The organism is Arthrobacter sp. LjRoot14 (assembly GCF_964253905.1).
Taxonomy (GTDB): domain Bacteria; phylum Actinomycetota; class Actinomycetes; order Actinomycetales; family Micrococcaceae; genus Arthrobacter.
The window spans coordinates 4,173,795-4,194,410 of sequence record NZ_CAXURL020000001.1; the positions used below are offsets into that span (position 1 = coordinate 4,173,795).

Sequence of the window (20,616 nt, forward strand, 5' to 3'; positions counted from 1 at the left end):
GAGTATTGATTCAAGCGGCATGGACGAATTCGGCTACACGCAGACCCTGGACCGGAGCATCGGCAAGTTTGCCAGCTTCGCCGCGGGCGTCAGCTACATCTCCATCCTCACCGGTGTTTTTCAGCTGTTCTACTTCGGTTTTTCCATGGCCGGCCCTGCCTACGCCTGGTCCTGGCCACTCGTCTTCGCAGGGCAGCTGATGGTGGCGCTGTGCTTTGCCGAACTGGCCGGCCGGTACCCCGTTGCCGGATCGGTGTACAACTGGGCCAAGCGGCTCTCCTCAGGGACGTCGTCCTGGCTGGCCGGCTGGCTGCTGATGCTGTCCTCCATCATGGCGCTGGGGTCAGTGGCACTGGCCCTGCAGCTCACCCTGCCGCAGCTGTGGTCCGGCTTCCAGTTCGTCGGAGACGGCACGGGCCCCTACGACTTCGCCATGAACGGCGTGGTGCTGGCCACCATCATGATCACCATCTCTACGCTCATCAACGCGTTCGGCGTGAAGCTGATGACCAGGATCAACAGCATCGGCGTGTTCGTCGAACTGATCGCGGCCGTGCTGCTGATCCTCGCGCTCGGGTGGCATGCGGTGCGGGGACCCGAGGTCTTCTTTGACACAGCAGGGTTCGGGGAAGGCCAGGACCTCGGCTTCTTCGGCGTCTTCCTGATCGGCGCCATGGCGTCCGGCTATGTCATGTACGGCTTCGACACCGCCAGCTCCCTCGGCGAGGAAACCAAGGACCCCAAGCGCACCGCGCCCAAGGCGATCCTCCGCGCCGTCACGGCCTCGTTCGTGCTGGGCGGACTCATCCTGCTCTTCGGCATCCTGGCCGCGCCGGACCTGACCGACCCCAAGGTGGGCGCTGCCGACGGCGGCCTGCAGCACATTGTGCTCTCCGTCCTGGGCGGCCCTTTCGGCAAGGCCTTCCTCGCCTGCATCGTGGTGGCCGTGGTGGTCTGCACCCTCGCCGTCCACGCCGCAGCCATCCGCATGATGTTCGCCATGGCCCGGGACAACAACCTGCCCTTCAGCCGGCAGCTCAGCAAGGTCGATCCGGTCCGCAGGACCCCCACTGTCGCGGCCATCGTGATCGGCGTCATGGCCATCATCCCGCTGCTTGTCAACGTCACGCAGCCGGCCATCTTCACCATCCTGTCCAGCATCAGCATCGTCCTGATCTACCTGTCCTACCTCCTGGTTACCGTTCCCCTGCTGCGCAACCGGTTCCTGAAGAAGTGGCCGCTCGCCACAGACGGCTCCGAGCCCGGCTTCTGCATGGGCAAGTGGGGACTGCCCGTGAACATCCTCGCGGTCTTCTGGGGCGGGGCCATGACGCTGAACCTGGTTTGGCCGCGGGCAGAAATCTACAACTCGGTGCCGCCGTTCGAGTGGTACCTGCAGTGGGGCGGAGTGATCTTCGTAGCCGCAGTGACCGGCGGAGGTGCCTTGCTCTACCGCCTGAAGATCCGCCACCAGACCGGGGTGCTGGCCGAGCACGCCGCGGCAGTCGCAGCACATCCGTCGTCGGGCGCCCCGCAGTACGCAGCAGCACAGCACGAAGCCCCGGAGGATGCGCGCCCAGTCAAGGTGGGCGCGACGGAGGCTTAGCACCACCCAAGAGAAGGGCCGACGACGGCACCCGCCCGGGCGCCGTCGTCGGCCCTTTTGCGTCAATGCCGCGTGCCTGTGCGTGACTTGACGTCACACAACGCGACGGCATCCCGATCCGGAGAGGCCACGCCCTACCCTTGACATGTGACTTTGACTAAGATCCGCACCGCCGCCGCGAGCTCCCTCGCCGCCGCAGGTCTCCTGTTTACCCTCGCCGCCTGTTCCACGCCGGCCGCCACCCAGCCCACCACCTCCGCGCCGGCGTCCCCGGTGACGTCTTCATCCAGCGCCGCCTCATCCACCGACGGCGAGACCTGCGCCGGCGTGAAGGTCATCGTCGATTCGGGCGCCCTGAAGCAGGATGCCGCTGATACGTCCGTTTGTGTCCCCGCGGACGCGCCGATCCTCGCGTCCAAGGCGCTCGAAGAGGCAAAGGTGAAAACCGAAGGCACCGCCCAATATCCCAAGGAACTGGCGTGCCGGGTGAACGGTGTGCCCGCAGCAGACTTCGACATCACCCACAAGGGCGGCACGTACCGGGAAGACTGCGGCAAGATGCCCGCCGCTTTTGCCTACTGGGCTCTCTGGGTTAAGCCGGCTTCCGGTGACTGGGCATACGCCCAGGAAGGCCTCGCCACCCTGAAGGTGAGCCCCGGAGAGAGCCTGGAACTGCTCTTCACGGTCGACGGCGCACCGGCCGCACCCGCGGCATGACCTTTCGACCCGCGCCGCTACGTGCAGGGGCGGCCCTCGCCGTCGTCTTCATCGTGGCGCGGGTCATCTACCGCGTCCTTTTCAACGGGGCAGGCATTGCCGAGCCGGTTCTGCTCGACCTGCCGGCGATTCGGCTGCCTGCCCCGTACGCCCATGTGGTCCTCCTCGGTCCGGTCACGGCTCCCGGGCTGTGGGCGGCGGTCCTGTCCGCCCTGCCGATTGCCGCAATGTTCCTTGGTTTCGGCCTGCTCAACGCCTGGGTGGACGTGGCCCGCGGCTTCGTGCACCTGGCCCGACGGGGCCCCATGCAGGGCATGGCCCGGACGCTTGTGGTGGCCTGGGCCGCGCTCCCTGCACTCTCCGACGCCGTCACCTCCGTACGCTTGGCTTTCCGGTTGCGGGGCGAACGCTTCGGACCCCGCGCCCTGGTTCCCGTCCTGGAGCGCACCCTTGAACACGCGGCCCGGGTTGCCGCGGCACTGGAGCTGCGCGGTTTCGGGAGCCGGGCGGCAGACCAACCCGGCAGCAGTACCGAAACACCGCTCCTCCTCCGGGACGCCGAGTTCCGCATTGGTGACGCGCAGGTGCGCGTCGCCGACTTCACGCCGTCGAGCGGGTCCATCACGGTCATGACCGGGCCCACGGGCTCCGGCAAGTCCACCATCCTGCGGGGCATGGCCGGCCTCCTCTCGCACGTTGACGGCGGCGACATGTCCGGCACCGTTCGCGTTGCCGGAGCGGACCGTGCCAGCACGCCGCCGCGCGATACTGCCCGCCTTATCGGCGTTGTCCTGCAGAATCCCCGCGCCGCGTTCGCCACCACCCGGGTCCGGGACGAGATCGCCCTGGCACTCGAGCTGCGCGGCATGGCATCCGGTACCGCCAAGGCCCGGGTGCTGGAGGTGGCAGAGAGCATCGGGGTGTCGGCGCTCCTGGACCGGAATGTCAGCACCCTCTCGGCCGGCGAGGCAACGCTCGTAGCCATCGCCGCTGCGGTGGTGGAGCAACCGGCCCTGCTCCTGGTTGATGAGCCCCTGGCCGACCTTGACACCGCAGCACGCGGACACGTCATCACCGTGCTCAACGCCCTCGCCCGCGACGCCGGCGTCTGCGTCATCGTGGCGGAGCACCGCGCGGAGCCGCTCGTCCCGGTCGCCGACTCGTGGTGGACCATCGACGACGGCGCCCTGGTACCGGGAGCCGCGCCCTCGCCGTCGGGCCCTGTCGACGCCGGTCCAGCGCCGGCACTGCCAGCGGACTTCGCGCCCGTACTGACGGCCGCCAAGCTCGCGGTGCACCGCAAGGGCAAGCCGCTGGTGCGCGACGCATCCCTGACCCTGCACCGCGGTGAAGTAGTGGCCCTGGTGGGGCCGAACGGTGCCGGGAAGTCGTCCCTCCTGGTGGCGCTCGCCCTGGGTGAGGGCATGGTGAGTGAAGGAACGGTCAGTGCAGGAAAGCGCGACGGCGGCACGGTCGACGGCGGGCGCGTCGCCCTGGTGCCGGACGCCTCGGACGACCTGTTCACTCGGGATACGGTCGCGGGCGAGCTCCGCGCGGCCGAACGGCGCCTTGCGCGCCGAAAGAAGGACGGACAGCCCGGGCCCGGCTCTGCGGCGTCACACCTTGCCCGTTTGCGGGGAGACGTCCGGATTCCCATTGGGCACGAGCATCCCCGGGACCTCTCCGCAGGAGAGCGCAGGGTCCTTGCCATCGCACTGCAGACCATGGACGATCCCCCGGTGCTCCTGATCGATGAGCCGACGCGCGGACTCGATCCTGCGGCGCGCACAGCTGTTTTGGCCGCGCTGCGGGCTGCAGCGGACTCGGGTGCGGCCGTCCTGATCGCCACGCACGACCTCGACTTTGCCCACAGCCTGGGCGCCCGGATCCTCCCGATGCGTGACGGCGTCGCGCCTTCCTCTGCACCGGCCGAGGCGCCGGAACGGCCCCTGCCGCTCCCCCGGACGGCGGGCGCCGGACTGGCACCAACGGTCACCGGAGGACGGACAGGCTCGCAGGGCGCGGAAAAACGGCGCCGCATCCGGATGCCGCGGGGCGTCGAGCTCGCCGTCCTCGCAGCCGCAAACGTTCTGGCCCTGGCAGCATTCTGCTGGCCGCTGCTCGCAGCGGCCTTCCCGGAGGATGCCGCCGCGGCCCTCCCCTACGCGGCGCTGGCCATTGCGCCGCTCGCCGCGGTCGCCATCGTTGTGTCCATGGACGGCTCGGTCCGCTCCGCACACACGGTGGCGTTGCTCGGCGTCCTGGCAGCCGTCGGTTCGGCGGTGCGGGTGGCGAGCACCGGCGTCGGGGGCGTGGAGGCGGTCTTCATCCTGCTGATCCTGGCCGGCCGGGCCTTCGGCGCCCGTTTCGGCATGCTCCTGGGCGCCGCCACCATCGCCCTCTCCAGCGCCCTGTGGGGCGGCCTCGGGCCGTGGACGCCGTTCCAGCTCTTCGCCTGCGCGTGGGTGGGCGCGGGGGCCGGCCTGCTCCCCCGCCGGGTGCGGGGAAGAGCCGAACTGTGGATGCTGTGCGGCTACGGCGTCGTGGCGTCCTACCTGTTCGGCCTGCTGACCAACCTGTGGTTCTGGCCCTTCGCAGTCGGTGCCGGCACCGGCATTTCCTACGTGCCCGGCGCGCCGCTGGGCACCAACCTCAGCAGCTTCCTGCTCTACTCGCTGTTGACGTCGACGGCGGGCTGGGACACCCTGCGTGCCGTCACCACCATCATCGGTATCGCCGTGGTGGGGCGGGCTATCCTCGCCGCGCTCCGGCGGGTGAAGCCGGTCTCCGGCATGGTTCCTGGACCCGGCGGGCAGGCCGTGCAGGCTCAATCCGCCCAGGCTGAATCCACCCAGTCCGAGGACCGGCTACACATTGGAGTTTGAGGACACCCGACACAGGTCCCTGTCGGGGAGTCGCGTAAGCCGCGTCGCACGCAATGGGCTGAACGGACGTCGCCTTGAAGGTCATAGTGCGGGGATCCCTAGGATTCGCTATTCCCCGTGGATAGTCTGGGACAGGACGCCGCCCGATGCAGGGTCAGTGAGAATGTGAAAGAAGGAGTTGCTGCGGTAATAGGCCGGAACAATGTCACCATATCGGGCCGGGATGACGGGCCTGTGATGATGTTTGCCCACGGTTTCGGCTGCGATCAGGCTATGTGGCGGAAGCTGCTGCCCTATTTCGTTGATGATTACCGGCTGGTGCTTTTTGACCATGTTGGTGCAGGACACTCTGACATCAGCGCCTATGACTGGGAGAAGTACGGATCCCTCAACGGGTACGCTTCGGACCTGCTGGAGATTTGCGCCGCTCTTGACCTTGAGGACGTCATCCTGGTGGGCCACAGTGTCAGCACGATGATCGCCGTGATCGCCGCTGTGCAGGACCCCAACCGTTTCTCCCACCTGGTTCTGCTTGCTCCTTCGCCCCGTCATACGGATGACCCGTACGACGGCTACGTGGGCGGCTTTTCGCGGGAAGACATCGAGGGCCTGCTGGCATCTCTGGACAGTGACTACTTCGCGTGGGCCGCGGCCTTGGCCCCCATGGTTATGGGCAACCCGCAGGAGCCTGAACTAGCGGAGGACCTGCGTGTCAGCTTCTGCCGGACAAATCCGACCATCGCACGGCACTTCGCCGGGGTAACTTTCTTTTCCGACACCCGCCCTGAACTGAAAAAGTTGCGCACCAGCTGCCTGATCCTGCAGTGCTCCGACGATCGGCTTGCCCCGCCGGAAGTGGGCGCCTACCTGCACAAGAATCTGGAACACAGCACTCTGGTGCAGCTCCAGGCCACCGGGCACTGCCCCCACGTCAGCGCCCCGGAGGAAACAGCCCGGGCGATTCTGCACTACCTCGACACCCGCTCCTGACAGGCGCCGCGGGCCCCTCCCCCGCCCGGTTTTGCAGCCTTCTTTTCAGGTGACCTGCAGGATCCGGGTTCAGGCGAGTTTGGTTACCTGGTAAGTGTGGCCGGCCGCGCGGAGTCGCTCTATGAGCACGTTGCCGAGTGCAGTGGCCGGTGTCAGCGACCCTTTCGCGGGCGGCAGCCGGTCGCCGTCGAGGGCAAGAGCGAGTGCTGTCTCCCCTGCCATCACGGCGGTGGCGGCATAGCCGGGATCACCGGGGCCAGCAGCAATCGCCTGGTAACGCTGGCCGTCCTCGGTGCGGGCGGTCACCTGGGAGTGGAACCAGCCCGCGCGCTGCGTGCTGGTGCTCGGACCCGTACCCGGTGCCGGAAGACAGCGGTCGAGCACCTTCCGGGTAGGCGGGGAGGCCATCGCGCCCGTGAATGCCCTGAGCCCGAGTGCCATTGCCCTGGCGATGACCGCTCCTGCCGGTCCGGGGGCCACCCCCATCACCTCGCCGTATTGAAGGGAGCGCCCGTAGGCCCAGCGCTGCAATGCGTTGCTGCGGCGCACTATCCGGGTGTTGAACGGGGCCATGATGAAAGGCGCGGTCCAGGTGCCGTCAGCGGAACGGCGCACAGGACCGGCGTCAGGCGGCTGTGGTGTCGTTGGCTCCCGTGTGCGGTCGGGGCTCAGGGCGTAGGGGTCCGCGGCTAGTGACCTCAGGGCGGTGCTCGATCGCATCGCATCGAGCTGCCCGCGCATCGATTCGAGGGTGCCCCCGCTGATGCCGGCCCTGGCCTTAGCAACGAGTTGCACCTCGACCAGACCGCCAGCGCCATCGGCTTCTGCCGCCTGATGAAGCAGCAGTACGGCGAGGTCGGACGGCACAGAGTCGTAGCCGCAGGAGTGCACGATCCTGGCCCCACTCGTCCTGGCCAGAGCGTCGTAGCGATCGATCGCCTCCCGGATGAAGAACACCTCACCGGCGAGGTCGGCGTAGTGGGTACCGGCCCGGGCGCAGGCCTCGACGACGGGCAGTCCGTGTTTCGCGTATGGACCGACGGTTGTGAAGAGCACGCGTGTGTTCGCAGCCAGGGCGGCGATTGAGTCCGCGTCCTCCGAGGCGGCTTCGATGAGGGCCCACCCGTGCGCCGCGGCCGGCAACTCCGCCCGAACCGCCTCAAGCCTGGACATGGACCGGCCCGCAAGCCCAACTCGGAAACCGGCCGGTGCATGCCCGGCAATGTAGGCGGCAATCAGTCTGCCAACGAAACCCGTCGCTCCGTAGATCACGAGGTCATGTTCCCGAGAAGAGGTGTCCATGACTGCAGCCTTTCACAGCGGCATTGCACTAAGCAGCTTTGGACCGGTTACCCCGGAGGCGCTGCGTCCCCGCCCCCGATCCGGCTCCAACTCACACCTTGAAGTACTTCGCCTCCGGGTGGTGGAACACGAACGCGTCCGTGGACTGCTCGGGGTGCAGCATCAGCTCATCGCTGAGGACCACGCCCATCCGCTCGGGACGCAGCAGCTCCGTCACCTTGCGGCGGTCCTCCATGTCAGGGCACGCGGGGTAGCCGAGCGAGAACCGCGCACCGCGGTAATCGAGCTTGAAGTACCCTGCCTTGTCCTTGGGCTCCTCGGCCGCGAAGCCCAGCTCGGAGCGGATGCGCGCATGCCAGAATTCCGCCAGTGCCTCGGTGAGCTGCATGACCAGGCCGTTGAGCTCGTAGTAGTCGCGGTAGTGGTTGCCCTTGAACAGCTCGGACGTGACCTCGTCGATCTTCGAACCGGCGGTGACCAGCTGCACGGGCAGGACGTCCACCTGCCCCGATTCGCGCGAACGGACGAAGTCGGCGAGGCACAGGTGCCGGTCCCGGCGCTGGCGCGGGAAGTCGAAACGCAGCCGCTCGGTGCCGATCGGACCGCCTGAACCGCCATCGGGGGCGAGCAGGCCCGGGGTGCCGAGCACGCCGTCGTGATCCTCCCCGTGGTGCAGCACCACCACCTGTTCCCCTTCGGCGACCACCGGGAAATAGCCGTACGCGACGGACGCGTCGAGCATTCCCTCGGCGAGGATGCGGTCCAGCCAGTAGCGCAGGCGCGGCCGGCCTTCGAGTTCCACCAGTTCCTCGTAGGAAGCGCCGTCATCGCCGCGGCCGGGCTTGAGCCCCCACTGCCCCATGAACGTGGCGCGCTCGTCGAGCAACGCCGCGTAGTCGTGGAGTGCCACGCCGCGCACAATGCGGGTGCCCCAGAACGGCGGCGCAGGCACGGGGTTGTCGGCGGCCACGTCGGAACGGCCGGGCATGGCCTCCGGTTCGGTCACCGTGAACTTCGGGCCTCCCTTATGGATCCGCTTCTTCAGCGGCGGAAGGCCGACGGCGTCAGGATCGGCGCCGCGGGCCACCTGCACCAGGGGTTCCATGAGGGCCAGGCCCTCGAAGGCGTCCTTGGCGTACCGGACGGTTCCTTCAAACTGCTCCGCCAGATCCTGCTCCACGTACGCGCGGGTCAGGGCTGCGCCGCCGAGGATGATGGGCCACTTCTTCGCGAGGCCCCGGGACTGCAGTTCCGCGAGGTTTTCCTTCATCACCACCGTGGACTTCACCAGGAGCCCGGACATGCCGATCACGTCGGCGTCGTGCTCTTCGGCGGCGGCCATGATCTCGGCGATGCCCTGCTTGATGCCGATGTTGACCACTTTGTAGCCGTTGTTGGTGAGGATGATGTCCACCAGGTTCTTGCCGATATCGTGCACGTCGCCGCGCACGGTGGCGATCACCATGGTGCCCTTGCCCGACGCGTCCGACTTCTCCATGTGCGGCTCAAGCAGGGCCACCGCGTTCTTCATCACCTCGGCGGACTGCAGCACGAACGGCAGCTGCATCTCGCCGGCGCCGAAGCGCTCACCCACCACCTTCATGCCCTCGAGCAGCTGGTCGTTGATGATGGCCAGCGGTGACATGCCTTCGCTGCGGGCAAGGTCCAGGTCAGCTTCCAGGCCCTTGCCTTCGCCGTCGATGATGCGCCGCTGCAGGCGTTCGCCGGTGGGCAGGGCGGCGAGTTCCGCTGCGCGCTGGTCCTTGAGCGCTGCGGTGTCGACGCCGGCGAACAGGTCCAGCATGATGGCCAGGGGGTCGTACGTGACGTTGCCGTCGGCATCGTATTCGCGGCGGTCATAGACGAGGTCCAGGGCCACTTTGCGCTGTTCTTCCGGGAGGGAGGCGAGCGGCACGATCTTGGCGGCGTCGATGATGCCGCTGGACAGGCCGGCCTGGACGGCTTCGTGCAGGAACACGGAGTTCAGCACCACGCGCGCTGCCGGGTTGAGGCCGAAGGAGACGTTGGAGACGCCGAGGGTGGTGTTGATGCCGGGGTACTTGGTGGTGATCTGGCGGATGGCCTCGATGGTTTCGATGCCGTCGCGGCGGGTTTCTTCCTGGCCGGTGGCGACGGGGAAGGTCAGGGCGTCCACGATGATGTCCTCGACGCGCATGCCCCATTCGCCCACCAGGGCGTCGACGAGGCGGGAGGCGATGGCCACCTTGCCTTCGGTGGTGCGGGCCTGGCCCTGTTCGTCGATGGTCAGGGCGATCACGGCGGTGCCGTGTTCCTTCACCAGCGGCATAATGCGCGCGATGCGGCTGTTCGGGCCGTCGCCGTCCTCATAGTTGACGGAGTTGACCACCGGGCGGCCGCCGATGAGTTCGAGCCCGGCCTGCAGCACCGGCGGTTCGGTGGAGTCGATGACCAGCGGAAGGGTGGAGGCCGAGGCGAACCGCGACACGATCTCCTTGATGTCGGCCACGCCGTCGCGCCCCACATAGTCAATGCAGACGTCAAGCAGGTGCGCGCCAACGCGGACCTGTTCGCGGGCGATATCGACGCAGTCGTCCCAGCGCTCTTCCAGCATCGCCTGGCGGAACGCCTTCGACCCGTTCGCGTTGGTGCGCTCACCGATGGCGAGGTAGGCGGATTCCTGGTCGAACGGCACGTGATGGTAGAGGGAGGCGATGCCGGCTTCACGCTCGGTGGGAACGCGGCCGCCGTCGGTTCCCCTCCCACCGCCGGTGACGGCGGCGCTGGTGCGGAAGGGCGCAAGGCGTTCGACGACGGCGGCCATGTGTTCCGGCGTCGTACCGCAACAGCCGCCCACCAGGCCCAGGCCGAATTCGCGGACGAACTGCTCGTGTGCGGTGGCGAGTTCGCTGGGTGACAGCGGATAGTGCGCGCCGTTGGGGCCAAGCACCGGGAGGCCGGCGTTGGGCATGCAGGCGATGGCCACGGAGGACTGCTTGGAGAGGTGGCGCAGGTGCTCGCTCATCTCGTCCGGCCCGGTGGCGCAGTTCAGGCCGATGGCGTCGACGCCGAGCGGCTCGAGCGCGGTAAGTGCGGCGCCGATCTCGGATCCCATGAGCATGGTTCCGGTGGTTTCGACGGTCACTTCGACGAAGATGGGGAGCCGGATGCCGCGGGTCACGATGGCCTGCTTGCAGCCGTTGACCGCGGCTTTGGTCTGCAGGAGGTCCTGGCTGGTTTCGATGAGGAAGGCGTCGGCTCCCCCGTCGATGAGGCCCTCGGCCTGCAAGGCGAAGGTCTGTTTGAGGTAGTCGTAGCTGGTGTGGCCCAGGCTGGGGAGCTTGGTGCCCGGACCCATCGAGCCGAGGACCCAGCGCATGCGTCCGTCTGTTTTTTCTGCCGCTTCTGCGCGTTCGCGGGCGATCGCTGCGCCCTTGCGGGCGAGTTCCTCGATCCGGTCGTCGACGCCGTAGTCGGAGAGGTTGGACCAGTTGGCGCCGAAGGTGTTGGTTTCGACGGCGTCGATGCCGGTGGCGAAGTACGCGTCGTGGATGTCCGCGAGGACGTCCGGGCGGGTGTCATTGAGGATCTCGTTGCAGCCTTCCAGGCCCAGGAAGTCCTTTTCAAGGGACAGTTCCCGGCCCTGCAGCATGGTGCCCATGGCCCCATCGGCGATGACGACCCGGTGGTTCACGGCGTCCAGGAGCGCCTGGGCGCGAACGGGACGGGAAACGGACTCAATATCAAGCGCAAAACGAGGCATCTAAACAGATTACGTGTGGGGGCCGGAACGTTGCGCTGTGTGTCCGTGTACTACGGCGGGGGCTTGCTATGTCGTAAGGGCAGCGCCCGTGAACTAACGCATCAGAACTGGCCGATAACCGGCCTTTCGTCAAGCTGGGGGAGTGGTTTAAGGCGCGATAGGAGCTAGCCGTAGCGCTCCGCAGTGGTCAAGCTGCTTCCCGCAGGCCCGTGGCACCAGACCCGTCCGCTGGGCCGCCGCGTCGACGGCGCCCGAGGAGCTCATCGGCCAGCGCGGATCATCTGACACGTAGGGCGGGCGTTGTCCTTGCGTTGTGGCCGATCTAAAGCTTGCTCGGATTGGGACAGTTCGGGTAGGTGGGGCCGTACATCAACAAATTCACCAGTGAGTTCATGGTGTCGAAATCGCCGCCACCGCAGAATGCACGGTTGGTCAAATCGGCTGGCTTTGCATAGACCAGCCGATTCGATTTTCTGTCGAGGTAGTAGATCAGCTCGTCTGTCTCTTTGACGACTGATACGAGGTGTTCTTTGCCGGCAATGGTTGTTGTTTCGCGGGTCAGCCAAGATGGACCCCAGATTACGGTCGTTGTAATCAGAGACAGCATCATGACGCCGGCCAGCTCAAAGTCAAAGCGACCGCGATTGAACTTCTTCTTCCAGTTCTTCTTGTGGCTTAGCACGTAGATAAGGTGCATCACCAGCATGAGCAAGCATGCGCCAATGGTAATCACCGACGAAAAGAAAAGTGCAGTGAGCCAGGCTACTAGCGTCAGTACAACAATGACGGCTTGGTCCTCAGCTTCGGTTTGGATGTCGCGAAGGCGATAGAAGATGAAAATCACAACTGGTAGGGCAACGGCGGGAACGGCGCGTAGTGACATCGCCGCTATCGCGGGCAAGAAATCTACATTAGCCGCTACGGCGAGGGCAGTGGTCATATTGCCGTTAGCAAGGCTAAGCATGCTGATTCCGTAATAAATAGCACCTATGCCGGCAAAGGAGATCGGCACGGTCAATCGCAGATGCTTGCGGTCCGCCGCCCTGGTGCTACGCGTCTCCGTCATCGAACATCTATTCTTCCCCCTCGGTAATCCCACATGGATGGTCCCGACGCCCAGCCGACACCCAACCCATGATCTCCCTGATGGCGAATAGATGCAGAATTCTCTCGTTTAGTGACAGCCGGAACCGAACGCCGATAATGAGCGTTCCGTCAACGCCGCATTGGCCAGGGCACCACGACGGCGCGGGCGGGGGAGCGGTTCATTCCAGGTCGGTGTGTCGCAGGTACTGGTAAACCGTTTCCCTGCTGATCCCGTAATCACGAGCAAGAACGGCTTTCGGAACACCGTTGCCTGCGCGATGGACCAGCTCGGCCGCCCGCTCCGGCGTCAAAGTCTTCTTCCGACCTTTATAGGCGCCGCGCAGCTTGGCCAGGGCGATGCCTTCCCGCTGCCGCTCCCTGATGAGGGAGCGTTCGAATTCAGCGAAGGCACCCATGACGGAGAGCATGAGGTTGGCCATCGGGGAGTCCTCGCCGGTGAAGACCAGGCTCTCTTTGACGAACTCCACCCGCACGCCTTTGCGTGTCAGGCCCTGAACGAGGGCGCGTAGGTCATCAAGGTTCCGGGCGAGCCGGTCCATGCTGTGCACGACTACGGTGTCTCCGTCGCGGGCGAACCGCAGCAATTCCGTGAGCTGTGGCCTGGCTGTGTCACTGCCGGATGCCTTGTCCGTGAAGACCCGGTCAAGGACCTGGCCGTCGAGCTGTCGTTTCTCGTTCTGGTCCAGCGTGCTCACCCGCACGTACCCTATCCGCTGTCCGACCACCGGCGCCTCCAACTTTGGACCTGTCACTCTGAGTTTCAGGCTCTTGCCGGACAACAGTCAATATGCGATGACTCTTGGTGGGCGAGCCGGACCGGGGCCGGCCGCAGGAACGCAGTCCCAGACCTCGGTACTGAAAGACTCCAGCGAGATGAAACGGAGTCCTCCGGTCATGATCGACCAGTTGACATGGACGCTTAGCGCACTGGCGACGGGGGACCGCTCCAACGGAAGGCGCCGCGGCCGCGACGACCTCCGGCTGGGTAGGTTGTTACGAGACTCGGTTCTGTGTGGTCCTGCGGAGATTCATAGGCAGGAACTTGTCGATTTCCTCGTCGGAGAAAGTAAAATCTTCAGTCTCCTTCAAAGCTCGCCGAGCCAGGCTATACGCTTTGGAGCTGGTGTCGGGGGCGGTCAGGAAAACTTTCTGTGACTGCGCGCTGAGACCGTCCCTTTGATTTCGGATCTCCTTGGCCGACAAAGCGTTCCCTTCTACGTCAGCTAGCAAGTGGATATAGCCATCGCGGATTTTGAGGAGGCGCTTTGCGGCGTCACGGTGTTCCGCAGCTTCTTGGGTGGGGTTGAAGCTGAGCTGATACAAGGTATAGCCCGCTGTCAAGGTTGCAAAGAACAATGCCACGAAAAGGAGGTCGCGGTTCTCGCTTGTAACGCTCGTCAATACTCCCCCGAAGGTCAGGGCATTTAGAACGATGTTCACGCACTTTGAAGCTGTCGCGTGGCGGGTGCACAGTTCGCGAGCCTTTTCGTGGGTTTTATGGGTGTAAACCACCCGCCCGAACTCCTCCCGGATTAAGTCCAGGTTAACGTCTACTCTCACTCCCAGGTGCCTTTCGCCCAGCAATGCCCACCAAGTCCTAATTTGCAAAGTCGATCATCGTTCCAGTCCTCCACGTTCCACATGTCTTCCCTTGCCAACCTGCTTGGCTGGCTGGCCAAGGTGCGATCGCAGCCGAGGCGGCGCGCTTGTCGGCCGAGTGCCAGAGAGTAAGCCGCTTCCCGATTGGGTTGAGGAGCGGGTCTTTGGCCGGCCGCAATTAGGCCTGTTCCTTGCCAGATTCTCCACCCGCCTGTGTAGGAATTAGGGGGTGCAACAGCTTTGACTGGGCCTCAGGCTCTTCTTCAGCGACCCCATCGCCGAACCATATGCCGGTGCCTTTCCACATCTCGTAATGAAACAACCATTCCGAGGACCAGGGGAGGACGGTATCGACTAGGAGCATGGTCGGAGACCACTGGCCTGCAGTGTTGAGGCATAGCGACCCGTCATCCCAAATGTGCGGAAGGCGACTGTGTTCATCTGGTCGCAGCGAAGGCTCAATAATGTTGACTACCGGATTCCCGCCTGCTTGGAGGGAAACTTCGGTCAGGTATTGCGCTGACAGTGCTGACGGTTTCAGTCGACCACGCCAGACCAGGCTTCCTGGGCATAACCGCACGGTGCTGCCGGTATACACGCTCTTGAGAGCCAGTGCTTGTTGGGGAAGGCTAAGACCTGCGTTCCTCACATCCGGCCCCCGTGGAATGTATGGTCTTTGACCGGCCGGGTGGAGCTTGCGGGGCCAGTGACCGTTAAGGTTCCCAACCCATTCTGTGTCCGAAGTTTGCCAGAGCGTCGGGCCTCAACATGCGGATAGCTAAGAGCGCGGGCGCCGGCCAGGGCCGCATGCTCGCCAAGAACCATCCGGACCCCTTTTAGGACATTGTCATTGCCGCTGCGTGCAGCGATTCCATTGATGTCCTCGGATACAGCCTCCGCCCATTCAAACAACGCCGCGGCCCGCCAAGGCTCACTGACCCAACAGTCGGCGAAGTTTTCTTCCGGCATCACCGGATTCGCAATCACGTACTGTCCGTTGATCACCTCAATGTGGTCGACAAGATTGGTGGCGATAGCCCTCATGACATCGAACAGGCTCCCGCCAAGCTGATCAAGCTGATAGGCATGCGCCGCTAGCGTGGTGATGATGATAGACGAAGGGCGGTTCTGCAGGCGGCCCGTGAAGTAGATGTCCCGGTGCCGCTTTAGTGCCTGGACAGCTAGCTGAAGCGTTGTCTTGCGCGTCCATTCCGGCACATCCGCGACATCGACCCCCCGTTCGGCCAGGAAAGCTTCCTTGGCCAGCACCTCCTTAAGCGCAACGTCCCGGAACCAGTTTGCGTAGCCAAGTGGATCGGAGCGGAGCCAAGACCTGACGTCATGATCAGTGATTAGGATCCCGTCGTCCGACCCGCGCTCCGAGGATGCATCGGGAACTGCAGGAAGTACATCCATGTGCATCCCCGGATATTCCAGCGTCCAGCACCTCTCGCTCTCTTCTAGCAATGCTTTGGGATGTGAAGATGCAACGAACTTGCGCAGGCCGGTGCCAGCGTCTGTTTTTAACGCCGCCTGAGTGGTTGACGAGGTCTGAATGCCGCGTACTACGACGAGATCGATGTCGACGTCGTCATTGCGGTGAATCCTGCGGGTCACAGTTCCTAGCGCGAAAGAGCCTTGGACATACACCGCGTTCTCGGCCGTTGATTCGGCCCAGTGTTCGCTGAGGGTCTGACCCAGGCTGTTATAGCGGGCAATTACCTGAGCCCGTTCCTCTGCCGAGATGTCCAGAGAGGAAATGCCGGCACCAAGCACCTTTTCCAGGTCGTCGAGCTGTGCGCGTTCAAGTGAAATGGTCATGCCACTCCTAGTTGCTAGGTGTGGCTTCCGACACTCCGTAAGACTCGCCGAAACATTGTCTTGAGCAAGTCTTGAGGATGTAGGCTCTTTTCATCCCGGTCGCATGGGAAACGAAAATGGCCTCAGTCGGTAGCCTCTAGCCTTAGGGCGGGATTACCCTGAGGCTTTTTCGCGCCCAACTTCAGGCACATGTAGAACACTACATGTAGTGCGGAGGGCTCAGTGGAACCCCAAGATGATGTATTACAAGGATGTCATTTAATGCACTTTTAATCCACAGGCTCGGGGCTGCCCGACGTCCGGAATCCCGGCGTTTTTGCGGATGAAATTCACACCCTGTGGAGTACTTAGCCACACTTAATGTCCAGCGCGTCGCTGGTGCGACGGCGTGTTGAAATGCCAAACGTTGACAGGTACGGTGGTCGCGAAATACAGCTCGCATGCAACTATCAGCCTACTTACTTTACGTAATCATAATTATCGGCATTTAACCAACGGGCGGGGGAGTGGCCGAAAAGCGGCTGCTCCTGGCGTCAGGACCGGAGCATTTCGCTGTCCGTGTCTTCGAGCATGGTGTTGTTCCAGCAGGCCCCGCCAGCCGTCCGGAAGGTCCAGGTCGTACAGGTCTTGGATGATCTCGACCTGGTCAAAAAGGCAGCGGAGCGCGAGTTCTTGGGCCACGCAGGACGGGCGGGTCCAGCCGCGGATCAGCGCCCCGGGGCTCTTGACCATCATCACCGGCTCCAGTGGCATCGGCAAGACGGTCATGTTGAGCGAAGCCGAAGGCATCGCCCGGAATCACGGGTGGGCCGTGATCTCCCGGACAGCCACGCCAGGCTTCCTCTCCGGGGTCGGCGACGACATGCTCCGCCTCCTTGACGAACTCGGAGATGGGCCTCCATCCCGGAAGATCACCGCCTTTTCAGCAGCAGGGTTCGGACCGACAACCCAACTCCCCCCGGAACGGTCCGTCGATTGGCGCCGGGCCGGGAACGAACTGCTGCGCCTGCTGGATGCGAAAGGCACAGGACTCGTCATCACCATCGATGAGATCCATGCCGTCGACAGGACGGAAATCGCCCAGCTGGCCGCCGACGCCCAGCACTTCATCCGCGACGGGTTGCCCATCGGCCTGATTTTCGCCGGCCTGCCATCAGCGGTGTCCGACCTCCTCAATGAAGGCGTTGCCACCTTCCTGCGGCGGGCCGACAGGATCAATCTCCATGAAGCAGCCATCGCCGAAGTCACCGCATCGTACGGCGAGCTCTTCAGCCAGGGAGACATCAGCATCTCCCCCGACCTCATCAATCAAGCCGCTGAAGCGACAGAAGGGTATCCCTTCCTGATCCAGCTCGTGGGCTACTACCTCTGGCTCGAAGCCGACAAGGCAGGATGGACACTGGGCGAGACGAGCGTTCAGCGTGGAATCGCTGCCGCCCAACGACGGAACACCTTCGTGGTCGTAGAGTCAGCACTGTCGGACATCTCGGATAGAGACCGCGAGTTTCTCGACGCGATGGCCGCCCAGGATGGCCCCTCTGCCGCCGGTCAGATCGGCGCCATCCTCAAAGCCAAGCCCAACGTCATTTCCAAGTACCGGAACAGGCTCATCGCTGCGGGCCTGATCGAATCCGCGGGCTACGGCAAAGTGGACTTCGCAATCCCCGGACTCCGCCAATACCTCCGCCAGTAGGCTGACAGAAGGCCCGTTATCGGCGCTTGAAAAAGGGCGGGGCAGTGGCTCGGAAAACGTGTCAATGCACTCGCTTATAGCCGTTTACGTAGACGGCCGCTCAGTCAGTTCTGCTTTTAAGGTCTGGCGCACTTAGGCGGATGTACCGCCGCTGCTTCGTGCGTTTGTATCCGGGGTCATCCTCGTCCTGCGCGGCAGAGGACAAGGCGGGACAGTGAGGCTGGACGAGTAACCCGACCATCATCAGCTGTGAAGTCCCCCGCCAGACGGTGGGCGTTGTCCGTCAGAGGTTCTCCGGCGCTTTTGGCAGCAAGCGGTTCTGCCAGCTGCGGCTGCCGGTTCCTTTTGCCCAAGGAGGCGAAGCTGAACGCGCCCGCCTCCCCTTGCTGGGGTAAATATTGCATCCCGTCTTGTAATCCAGTTCACATGCGCATACGATTGCCTGACTGCGCATACGAATGCGCATTCGAATGCTTCTCGACCTGCCCGGCCGTGAATTTCTTGGAGGACATCATCGTGGATGTAACACGGACAACCCATGCTCCCGGCATCGACGGGGTGCGCGACCTTGAGCCGTACAGCCCGGTAGCGGCTGCCGAGCTCGCAGGCGTTTCGAAAATCTTCGGCCACACTGTCGCCGTCTCGGATGTGTCTTTCCAGTTGTTCACCGGGGAAGTTCTGGCCCTGGTGGGGGAAAACGGTGCGGGCAAGAGCACGTGCGTGAAGATGCTTGGCGGCGTCTACCAACCCGACGGCGGCACCGTCCGCATCGCGGGGGAAGACGTCCACTTTTCAACCGCCCTGGAGGCGCACAAGCACGGAGTGGCGGTGGTTCATCAGCACCCCGGCCTCTTCGCAGATCTGTCCATCGCGGAGAACGTTTTCGCCGGGCAGCCGCTGCGTTCCCGTACCGGCCTGCTGGACCACACCAGGATGAAGGCCGAGGCTCAAAAGGTCCTTGCCAAGCTCGGGCTCGAACGGCCCGTCACGATGCCCGTGGGATCCCTGCGGGTGTCCGAGCAGCAGCTCGTCGAAATCGCCAGGGCCCTGGTCTCCGACGCGAAGGTCCTGATCCTGGACGAGCCGACCGCTGCCCTGACCACGGCCGAAGTCGACCGCCTGTTCGAGGTGATCGACCGCCTCAAGGAGCAGGGCGTGGCAATGATGTTCGTCGGTCACCGGCTGGAGGAAATCTTCAGGATTTCAGACCGCCTGACGGTGCTCCGTGACGGTGCCTTCGTCGATACTCGCCGCACATCGGAAGTCGCCGAAGAAGAAATTGTGAAGCTCATGGTCGGCCGCGCCTTGGGTGACCTGTATGAAAGGTCGGCTGCCGTCCTGGGAGACACCGTCCTGGAACTTCAGGGACTCACCTCCGACGGAAAGTTCAGGAATATTGATCTAAACGTCCGGGCAGGAGAAGTCGTGGGAATGGCCGGGCTGATCGGAAGCGGCCGCACTGAAGTGGCGCGCGCCGTGTTCGGGATGGAACGACCCACGTCAGGCAAGATCCTGCTCAACGGCCACGAACGGACCATCAGGTCAGCGGCCCATGCCATCTCTGAAGGAATCGCCTACGTCTCGGAGGACCGCCGCGGCCAAAGCATCGTTGAAGACTTCACCATCCTGGACAATGCGACGCTGCCTGTTGTCGGCAAGGCCACAAAATGGGGCCTGATCAGCACCAAAGCCGAACTCGCCATGGTGCAGGGCCCGCTGGAGCGGATGAAATTGAAGTTCGCCGGCTACGACCAGCCGATCGGCAATCTTTCGGGCGGCAACCAGCAAAAGGTGGTCCTGGCCAAATGGCTCGCGACCCAGCCGAAGCTGCTGATCCTGGATGAACCCACGCAGGGCATCGACGTCCAGGCCAAAGCCGAAGTCCACCGGATCATCCGTGAACTCTCCGCCCAGGGGATCGCCATCTTGCTGATTTCCTCGGACATGCCCGAACTTCTGGGGGCGTGCGACCGGATCTACGTGATGAAACACGGCGACCTCGTCGCTGAGTTCGACCGCGAACACGCCAACCAGTACGACATCGGCCTGGCAGCGACCGGCCTGCACGCCTCCACCCGAAGCACCCCGGAACCCGCAACGGAACCCACCTCAACCAAAGAACCGCCTAAGCCAACGCCAGCACTGCCGCAACAGGCCGCGGATACGGCGTGGGGCCGCAGCCTCTCGTGGATACGGCAGGCGTTGGGACGCCGGGAACTTGGACTGCTGCTGGCACTGGCGGCCGTGGTGGCACCACTGAGCCTGCTCAACACCAACTTCTACTCCGGCGATAACCTGCACGACCTCGCCGATTACTCGGCCATGCTCGGGATCGTGGGGATCGGCCAAATGCTGGTGATCCTCACCCGGAACATTGACCTTTCCGTGGCCTCGACCCTGGGCCTTGCCGCCTACGCCTCCGCCGCCACCATGAGGGCAGCGCCGGACGCTCCGATCCTATTGGGCATCGGCGTCGCTCTCGCGGTAGGGCTGCTCTGCGGTCTCTTCAACGGGGCAGTCATCGCCTACGGGGGTGTTCCCTCGATCGTCGTGACCTTGGGAACACTGGCGTTGTACCGGGGCGTCCTGAGCATCATCTCCTCAGGAGACCGGGTCAAGCCCGAACAGGTTCCAGCGGAGTGGCTCACCATGACCAAAGAGCCCCTCCTGGGCATCTCGCCCGTGCAACTGAGCGCCATCGTCGTGTTCGCCCTGGCCGGATTCATTCTCTGGTGGACCGCCAAGGGCCGCGAAACGTACTTCGCCGGGTCCAACCCAGCCGGCGCGGAACTGATCGGCATCCCCGCCAAGCGCCGCACCCTGGCCGCCTTCACCATCTCAGGACTGCTGGCCGGCGCCGTCGGCGCGATGTGGGCCTCCTACTACCCCTTCGTGGACGGACAGGTCGCCTTCGGACTCGAGACAGCGATCATCGCCGGCGTCGTTGTCGGCGGAGTCGCCCTCAGGGGCGGATCCGGCACCGTTGTCGGCGTCCTGATCGGCACGGTCGGGCTCCTGGCGATCAGGAAGGTCCTGACCATCGCGGGCGTACCGGACCAATACCTCCAGGCAGTCTACGGAGCCGCCATTATCGCTGCAGTCTCCGTGGATGTCGTACTCCACAGCCGCCGGAACAAGGCGAAAGGACACTGAC

At 64.3% G+C, this 20,616-nt stretch carries 12 protein-coding genes; 6 read left to right on the forward strand and 6 right to left on the reverse strand.

Going from position 1 to position 20,616, the window contains the following annotated elements:
* Nucleotides 1–19: 19 nt before the first annotated feature.
* The 4 genes from ACSQ12_RS18980 (at nucleotide 20) to ACSQ12_RS18995 (ending at nucleotide 6,198) form a co-directional block, all read left to right on the forward strand.
* On the forward strand, nucleotides 20–1,606 hold the full coding sequence (locus ACSQ12_RS18980) for an APC family permease (protein ID WP_436067028.1): 1,587 nt from the start codon (nucleotides 20–22) through the stop codon (nucleotides 1,604–1,606).
* A 147-nt stretch (nucleotides 1,607–1,753) separates the two neighbouring features.
* Nucleotides 1,754–2,323 (forward strand): hypothetical protein, encoded by a 570-nt coding sequence (locus tag ACSQ12_RS18985; protein ID WP_436066485.1) that lies wholly within the window; start codon nucleotides 1,754–1,756, stop codon nucleotides 2,321–2,323.
* Nucleotides 2,320–5,208 (forward strand): ATP-binding cassette domain-containing protein, encoded by a 2,889-nt coding sequence (locus tag ACSQ12_RS18990; RefSeq protein WP_436066486.1) that lies wholly within the window; start codon nucleotides 2,320–2,322, stop codon nucleotides 5,206–5,208. Before ACSQ12_RS18985 ends, ACSQ12_RS18990 begins: the two co-directional genes overlap by 4 nt.
* A 165-nt stretch (nucleotides 5,209–5,373) precedes the next feature.
* Complete coding sequence (locus tag ACSQ12_RS18995) at nucleotides 5,374–6,198, forward strand: alpha/beta fold hydrolase (RefSeq protein WP_436066487.1); 825 nt, start codon at nucleotides 5,374–5,376, stop codon at nucleotides 6,196–6,198.
* Nucleotides 6,199–6,267: 69 nt separating this feature from the next.
* Here ACSQ12_RS18995 and ACSQ12_RS19000 read toward each other — a convergent pair whose 3' ends face one another.
* The 6 genes from ACSQ12_RS19000 to ACSQ12_RS19025 all read right to left on the reverse strand — a co-directional run bounded on the left by ACSQ12_RS19000 (nucleotide 6,268) and on the right by ACSQ12_RS19025 (nucleotide 15,769).
* The gene (locus tag ACSQ12_RS19000; RefSeq protein WP_436066488.1) at nucleotides 6,268–7,500 is read right to left on the reverse strand and encodes a saccharopine dehydrogenase family protein; all 1,233 of its coding nucleotides are present in this window, start codon (nucleotides 7,498–7,500) and stop codon (nucleotides 6,268–6,270) included.
* A gap of 91 nt (nucleotides 7,501–7,591) precedes the next feature.
* On the reverse strand, nucleotides 7,592–11,242 hold the full coding sequence (gene metH / locus ACSQ12_RS19005; protein WP_436066489.1) for a methionine synthase: 3,651 nt from the start codon (nucleotides 11,240–11,242) through the stop codon (nucleotides 7,592–7,594).
* A gap of 322 nt (nucleotides 11,243–11,564) precedes the next feature.
* Nucleotides 11,565–12,308, reverse strand: a complete 744-nt coding sequence (locus ACSQ12_RS19010) for a hypothetical protein (RefSeq protein WP_436066490.1) — start codon at nucleotides 12,306–12,308, stop codon at nucleotides 11,565–11,567.
* Between the two features lie 199 nt (nucleotides 12,309–12,507).
* The gene (locus ACSQ12_RS19015) at nucleotides 12,508–13,074 is read right to left on the reverse strand and encodes a recombinase family protein (RefSeq protein ID WP_436067029.1); all 567 of its coding nucleotides are present in this window, start codon (nucleotides 13,072–13,074) and stop codon (nucleotides 12,508–12,510) included.
* 268 nt (nucleotides 13,075–13,342) lie between these two features.
* The gene (locus tag ACSQ12_RS19020) at nucleotides 13,343–13,909 is read right to left on the reverse strand and encodes an SLATT domain-containing protein (protein WP_436066491.1); all 567 of its coding nucleotides are present in this window, start codon (nucleotides 13,907–13,909) and stop codon (nucleotides 13,343–13,345) included.
* A gap of 684 nt (nucleotides 13,910–14,593) precedes the next feature.
* Nucleotides 14,594–15,769: a nucleotidyltransferase domain-containing protein gene (locus ACSQ12_RS19025; RefSeq protein WP_436066492.1), complete on the reverse strand. Its 1,176-nt coding sequence runs from the start codon at nucleotides 15,767–15,769 to the stop codon at nucleotides 14,594–14,596.
* 724 nt (nucleotides 15,770–16,493) lie between these two features.
* Between ACSQ12_RS19025 and ACSQ12_RS19030 the strand changes: the two genes are divergently transcribed.
* A complete protein-coding gene (locus ACSQ12_RS19030; RefSeq protein WP_436066493.1) occupies nucleotides 16,494–17,462 on the forward strand; it encodes an AAA family ATPase in 969 nt (322 codons plus the stop codon).
* Between the two features lie 516 nt (nucleotides 17,463–17,978).
* Nucleotides 17,979–20,615, forward strand: a complete 2,637-nt coding sequence (locus ACSQ12_RS19035; RefSeq protein WP_436066494.1) for an ATP-binding cassette domain-containing protein — start codon at nucleotides 17,979–17,981, stop codon at nucleotides 20,613–20,615.
* Nucleotide 20,616 lies beyond the last annotated feature (1 nt).

Excerpts from the sequence above, each read along its gene's own strand:
- ACSQ12_RS19010 (WP_436066490.1), bottom strand. The coding sequence starts at position 12,308 with ATGACGGAGACGCGTAGCACCAGGGCGGCGGACCGCAAGCATCTGCGA.
- metH (WP_436066489.1), bottom strand. The coding sequence starts at position 11,242 with ATGCCTCGTTTTGCGCTTGATATTGAGTCCGTTTCCCGTCCCGTTCGC.
- ACSQ12_RS19025 (WP_436066492.1), bottom strand. The coding sequence starts at position 15,769 with ATGACCATTTCACTTGAACGCGCACAGCTCGACGACCTGGAAAAGGTG.
- ACSQ12_RS19000 (WP_436066488.1), bottom strand. The coding sequence starts at position 7,500 with ATGGACACCTCTTCTCGGGAACATGACCTCGTGATCTACGGAGCGACG.
- ACSQ12_RS18980 (WP_436067028.1), top strand. The coding sequence starts at position 20 with ATGGACGAATTCGGCTACACGCAGACCCTGGACCGGAGCATCGGCAAG.
- ACSQ12_RS18990 (WP_436066486.1), top strand. The coding sequence starts at position 2,320 with ATGACCTTTCGACCCGCGCCGCTACGTGCAGGGGCGGCCCTCGCCGTC.